Annotated in this window: 7 protein-coding genes; all 7 read right to left on the reverse strand. The window is 39.1% G+C overall.

Translation table 11 applies throughout. From position 1 onward, the window contains the following. Positions 1–62: 62 nt before the first annotated feature. Complete coding sequence (flgL, locus tag C9J34_RS20840) at positions 63–983, reverse strand: flagellar hook-associated protein FlgL (protein ID WP_107842084.1); 921 nt, start codon at positions 981–983, stop codon at positions 63–65. 33 nt (positions 984–1,016) lie between these two features. Beyond that, positions 1,017–2,591, reverse strand: a complete 1,575-nt coding sequence (gene flgK / locus C9J34_RS20845; protein WP_107842085.1) for a flagellar hook-associated protein FlgK — start codon at positions 2,589–2,591, stop codon at positions 1,017–1,019. A 57-nt stretch (positions 2,592–2,648) separates the two neighbouring features. After that, on the reverse strand, positions 2,649–3,143 hold the full coding sequence (locus tag C9J34_RS20850) for a flagellar protein FlgN (protein ID WP_107842086.1): 495 nt from the start codon (positions 3,141–3,143) through the stop codon (positions 2,649–2,651). 27 nt (positions 3,144–3,170) lie between these two features. After that, the gene (gene flgM / locus C9J34_RS20855; protein WP_107842087.1) at positions 3,171–3,431 is read right to left on the reverse strand and encodes a flagellar biosynthesis anti-sigma factor FlgM; all 261 of its coding nucleotides are present in this window, start codon (positions 3,429–3,431) and stop codon (positions 3,171–3,173) included. 272 nt (positions 3,432–3,703) lie between these two features. Beyond that, positions 3,704–4,120 carry a TIGR03826 family flagellar region protein gene (locus C9J34_RS20860; protein ID WP_107842088.1) on the reverse strand — a complete coding sequence of 139 codons (417 nt, stop codon included), beginning with the start codon at positions 4,118–4,120 and terminating at the stop codon, positions 3,704–3,706. A gap of 63 nt (positions 4,121–4,183) precedes the next feature. Beyond that, positions 4,184–4,780, reverse strand: a complete 597-nt coding sequence (locus C9J34_RS20865; protein ID WP_107842089.1) for a ComF family protein — start codon at positions 4,778–4,780, stop codon at positions 4,184–4,186. Then, positions 4,746–6,158, reverse strand: coding sequence for an ATP-dependent helicase ComFA (locus C9J34_RS20870; RefSeq protein WP_238600744.1), 1,413 nt, complete (start codon positions 6,156–6,158; stop codon positions 4,746–4,748). Before C9J34_RS20870 ends, C9J34_RS20865 begins: the two co-directional genes overlap by 35 nt. Between the last annotated feature and the right edge of the window lie 209 nt (positions 6,159–6,367).

Raw genomic sequence — 6,367 nt, forward strand, 5'->3', positions numbered from 1 at the left:
AACTTTTTGCTTACGCGGTTTGCCCCTGTCGCTTCGCTTTCGGGGCAGAACTTTAGTAGATTTTATCTCATAAAATCTACTAAAGTTTGCTGAATAATTCTTGCGCCTACTGATAGGGCGGCTTGGTGGATGGATTCTTGTGTTACAAGTTCTGTAATTGTACCTGCATATTCAGTATCCTCATTCATTGACATTTGCTTTGTCGTTGTTACTTTATGCAAATCTAAGCGCTGATCCATTAGCTCCACTCGGTTTTGACGCGCGCCTACGTCTGCTCGTTTTTCAAGAACCGAATTTTGTACGTTAGCTAGAGTTCCATTTGAGCCAGATGCTAGATCTCCAAGTAAGCCCCCGATATACGTACCATTATTATTAACGGAGCCTGTTTCAAGTGCCTCTGCAATATCACCCATTAAACTATCTATGTTCTGGAATAACTGCTGACCAGGCGTATTAATATTAATGCGTACTGCTTCAAAAACATCAATTTCAATCTCTTTATCAACCCCTGCCGCACCTGTTAATACTGGGTTTTCCACACCGTTTTCATATAAAGGCATATCCGTATGTGTACCAGAGAAAATATACTTATTGCCTATTTGTGTATTTGCTAAATCCTTTAAATGATTACGAATTTGGTCAATCTCTTGCTTCATTTTATTACGGTCATCTTCTGTATTCGTATCGTTAGCAGCTTGTACAACAAGCTCTTTCACTCGATTGAGAATATCGCCAACCTGTCCTAACGCTTCATCAGTTGCATCTAACCAAGTATTCGCCTCACCAATATTTCTTTTGTACTGCTCTGTACGATCAAGCTCTGTGCGGTAATACATCCCTTTAATTGCAACAACAGGGTCGTCAGATGGACGGTTTACTTTTTTACCAGAGTATAACTGCTCTTGTAACTTGCCCATTTTGCCATAGCTTGTATTTAAATTGCGAAGCATATTGCTTGAAAGCATTGATTGTGTAACGCGCATTTATATTTTCCTCCTTTTAACCAGTTAGTAGACTTATAAACCTACACGTCCCATACCGTTAATAATTCTGTCTAATGTTTCATCAACAACAGTAATCATACGTGCGTTTGCATTGTAGGCTTGCTGGAACGTAATCATATTTGTCATTTCTTCGTCAAGTGATACGGAGCTTTCTGATGCACGTTTATTTTCAATTGTTAAACGTAATGTGCCTGAGTTAAATTCTTGACGAATCGCCTCTTGTCCAATAACACCTAAATCACCAATCATCGATTTGAAGAAGCCTTGGAATGTTGTCCCACCTAAAGCGCTTGACGATTCTGTTTGCATTTTTGCAAGCGCTAAAATATTTTTATTATTCCCTAGTTCGCCCACTATATCAGCAGCTGCCACTTCTTCTGGAAGAATACCGTCTCGTACACGAATATCTGCTGCTGTCGTACCCTCAAAGAAAGCTAAACCATTATTGCCGTTCATGTCAAAGCCTGCTTGATGTGCTGTATTAAAGGCATCAACAAATTCTGCTACTAATCGATCAAGCTTTGCTAAATTTTCTGGATATAGCCCTTTCACATCAGCGCCCTCTGTATATCCGTATGAATTAATTAACGATAATAGCTTACCTTTACCTTTTTCGAATGTTTCGTATCCATATGGTGTAGTACCGTCTGGTAACACAGCACCAGATAATAATTTGTCTGGGTCAGCTTGTGTAATTGCATCTGCTGGCCAATCAATGCTCATTGATTCAAACGGGTCAAGTGGATTATCTCCATTTAGTGGAGTTCCTCCATTTTTTACTACGCTAATTTCCGCAGCATCTCTACCATGCACTAAAATAATTGGTTCAGTACTTCCTACTGGTCGGTATGTAACTGTCAAGCTTCCTTCCGCGACTGGACTTGCATTACCTCCTGAAGGAACTCGTTCAACCGTTACGGGTAAATACTCATTTAATTTATCCAATAGCACATCACGTGCATCATATAAATCATTTGTTACATAGCCGCTCGGTTCAACTTCCATTATTTGTCTATTTATAGCAGCGATTTGCTTTAATAATGAGTTAACTGTATTAACAGATGAATTAATTTCCGCACCAATATTACTTTGAATTGTTTTTAATTGTTTATCCGAATAGCTAAATGACTCAGCAAGTGCACGAGCCTTTGCAATCATTACTTGACGAGCTGCAGAATCTTTTGGATCCGCTACAACATCTTCCATCGAACGCCAAAAATTATCAAATGCTTTATTAATACCAAACTCTGAAGGTTCAGCTAAAATATCTTCCATTTGGGAGATGGCCTTCGTTTGCTCTTCCCAGTAGCCTAGCTTATTTGTTTCTTGACGATATTTGTTGTTTGTAAATTCGTCGCGTATACGTTGGATAGAGTGTGCTTCCGCTCCTGTTCCTAAATGGCCAGGAAACTTTGGTGAATTTAATCCTGGGAACGGGAAGCCTGGAAGTGCCTGCATATTCACACGTTGACGTGAGTAGCCTAGCGTATTGGCATTGGAAATATTGTGCCCTGTTGTGTAAAGAGCTGTTTGTTGTAGGAATAGTCCCGATTTACTTGCTTCTAGCCCCATAAATGTTGAACGCATAATGTTCCTCCTATCAGTTCAAGCAAAAACGCTTGTAATTTTTTCATTACAAGCGCTTTATGCTTGTGAGTCGTAATATGTTACTTTGCTTTGATTTGATTGACCGCGCACTTCGTCACCTGAATAGTTAAACGAATCCGAACGCTGTGGTCGGAATGGCTCCAATTGTATGTTAATAATTTGCAATGATTGATAGACGAGCTTTTGATTTAAGTCATTTCGTGCTTTTAGCTCTGTCAATAGTGCAAGCAAACGTTCTCTCGTCGTGATTAGTTGCTGTTTTTCCTCTTCGCTATCAATAGCATCAATTAGCTCTGCTACAGTTGGTGTGTCAGTGTAAGCAATTCCTTTTGCTCGAAGGTAATCCGTTACCATCAACTGACGCTGTTGCTCAAGTGTGTTGATTGCTGCTACATGCGCCTGCTCCGTTTTAATTAACTCGTCTAGCGCCTCTATATCATTTGCTTTAATAATGTCTGTTTTTTTATGCGCAAGCTCCAACAGGCTTTTATGCATGCGCTCTAATTTTTCAAGTATAGATAGCACTGACATATGGTGTACGCTCCTTTAGTACGAATTTTAGAAACGGTAATATTTCAGCATATCCTCTGCTACTTGTCGGGCATTCACTTTATATTCACCTGACTGAATATCAGCTTTTAATTGCTGTACACGTACCGCACGCTCTGTATTGTAATCAGCAGTTACTTGCATTTCTTTCGCAGCGGAAGAAATTTCAATTTTATCCGCGAAAGATGTTGCCTGATCTGTTTGTTTCACAGGTCGTAACTGTGGCTTATATGAGTTAATAGCTTTTAAATTAATAGGATTGATTTTCATACGTCATCCTCCTTTCAAAATTCTTCTACTTTATATTTCGGTATTGTTTAAATATTGTTTAGTTGATTTTTGGTATAAAATGAAACTTCAGTCCATGGTGAGTTCTTCCTCCCCATAGACTGTTAGCTTTACCAATCGCTCTTTACAGGATGTTGGTTTCCATTTAAACTTCGCTTCAAGTTTTGAAGTGGCAGCTTACAGCCTATGAATACAGGGTGAAATTTAACGTAAAAAATACAGACAAAATCAATTTCGATTTTGTCTGTATTTATCTATCTTTTTTTTCTATCTGCTAAATACGTACCTTTATCGCGTTGTGCAACATTTTCGCGGAATTCTGTTGCCGCATCAAATGTACGCAAGTCGGATTTTAATTCGTTTTGACACTTCTCGCAGAGCTTGCCTGTCGTAGTCAGATGACCACAATTATCGCAAGGATATCCTAAATTCGGGAACAACGCTGGATGCAAGCGACCTTTACGCACCCATTTGAATAGCAAATCTTTTTTTACACCTGTTGCTTCTTCAATTCGTTCAACATTTGCTGCGCGATTTTCACGCTTGCGTAAAAAACGGTAAACGACTTGATACAAATCTTCTTCTTTTTGTGCACATTTATGGCACACTTCTCGCAACCCTGTGTAATTAAAGAACTCATTGCATTCTGGGCAATTTCTAATCTCCGCCATAATTTTTCCTCCTAAATCCCACGTTTAATTTCTTTTATTATACAATAAACTAGTATTCTTTTGTTATCCTTTTATTAAGACGACCGCTGTTACGCTTTCTGCCCCTGCATCAAGCAGTGCCTTTCTCGCATGTGCTATCGTTGTACCTGTTGTGATAATATCATCTATTACAATATAATGTTTAGCGCTTAGCTTCTTATGGCAAATAAAAAGTGGCGCTACCTGCTGACGTTGCTTTTGGCTTTTTCCGACCTGTGTTTCTAACGTTGTCTTTTCTAGCATATGTTCATACTGGATTTCTGCCGCACATAGCAATTCATCAATATGGGCAAATGTACGCTCCTTCTTTTTTAATGGATGCATTGGAATCGGCACAATCGTTTCTTGGCAATTACTTAATCGTTCATGTAATGCCTGCCGAAAAATTTTTGCTAAGACAATATCTTGTGAAAATTTATATTGCCGTAAGATTTTTTTCATCACATCATTGTAAAGAAAAATAGCTGTTACGCCAGCTTTTTCATAATGTGCTTTCTCAAATTTCGCCTCACACCTTTCACAAATGACAGGTGACCAGTTGCGTTCAAATAATGTTTTCCAAGTAATTGTATGCTGTAACGCTCGTTCACATAGTAAACAGTTTTGTACTTCCTTGTCCATAGGCCACCTCATTTAATCGTTCAATTTCTTCTTTAGCCCCATCCATTTCTAATGAAATTCCATGATGAAAAAAGACAATGTCACCAACTGGACATTGTTGACTGCGTCCAACACGTCCCGCTATTTGAATAAGTGCACTTGCTGTGAAAATCGCGCTTTCTGTACCCACAACTGCTACTTGCAAATTAGCAATTGTAATGCCTCTTTCTAAAATCGTTGTGGTGAGTAACCCTGATATTTCGGCATGGCGTAGTTGCAGAACTTTTTCCTTGCGCATCGGGTCCTCTGCATGCACACTTAAAATATTTTGTGAGAAAAGCGATAATGCTTGCTCAAGCATTTCAATTGTTGGGAAAAAGATAAGAAATGGCTGCTGGTTGGCAATACATTGTTCTACCCATAGTTGAAGCTGCTTTGGCAGTTTTCCTTTTTTAAATTGCTGCTTATAGCGCCATAACGGCTGAAATCGAGGTACAGGTAATGGATAGTTATGATAACGCTTCGGGATAAAGGAATACCCCTGTCGTTGCTTTAAGAGTTGTGGTGATGGCGTTGCCGTAACGAAAGCGATTGGTGCATCTAATTTTTTTGCTTTTACCACAGCTTTTTGTAGCGGTACATCAAATGTATAAGGAAAGGCGTCTGCTTCATCGACAATCATGACATCAAAAGTATTGCTAAAACGATAGAGCTGATGTGTTGTTGTAATCACTAGCTGTGGGTAACCTTGCTGCTCAGGGGCACCGCCGTATAATGCATGAATAGTTGTTGCTGGTAGTACCTTTCGCAAACGTGGGGCTAATTCTAATACAACGTCTGTGCGAGGTGTTGCGATACAAACGCGCAAATTTTGCTGGAGCGCTTTATAAATGGGTAGGAATAGAATCTCTGTTTTTCCGGATCCGCAAACTGCATGCAAAAGATGTGAACGTTTTTGCATGATGCTGTCTGTTAACTCTTGCGATGCCTTTACTTGGAGCTCAGTAAGCGTGCTTGTCCAGTTGAGTTGATGCTTTATTTGCCTACGTGATGATGGCCCATTCCATGTTAATAGTTGGCTACAGCTCGCAACACGTCCCATAGTGATACAGTGACGACAATATGTGCAAATCTGCTGACATTTAGCGCACTGATAATGAATAAATTTAGCTTGGTCTGTATTGAGGCAACGATTACAGCTATAGTGATTTTTTAGTAAGCTTCGCGTAACTAAGATTGCTTCATGCTCTATAAATAAGCCTTTTTTTATATAAGTATCAATTAAGTTTGGAGGATAAAGTAAATCGTCTCGGCGCATAATGCGTCCCTCCATAAAATTAGCGATTTTAAAATTAGGAAGAAAGCCTTTATAACGTGTACTTTTGGTTTGCTTAATCAAGTAAATCATCTCCTTTTACATAGTTTAATCGGGGAAATTGATGGCGGGTTAGATTCTATTGGTGGATTTTGTGTTTTTATTGGCGCTTTTCACGATTTATTTGCGACTTTCAAGTTTTATCTGCGCTTTTCATGATTTTATTTGCGACTTTCAGATTTTATCTGCGCTTTTTATGATTTATTTGCGACTTTCAGGTTTTATCTGCGCTT

The organism is Metasolibacillus meyeri, from assembly GCF_003049505.1.
GTDB lineage: Bacteria > Bacillota > Bacilli > Bacillales_A > Planococcaceae > Metasolibacillus > Metasolibacillus meyeri.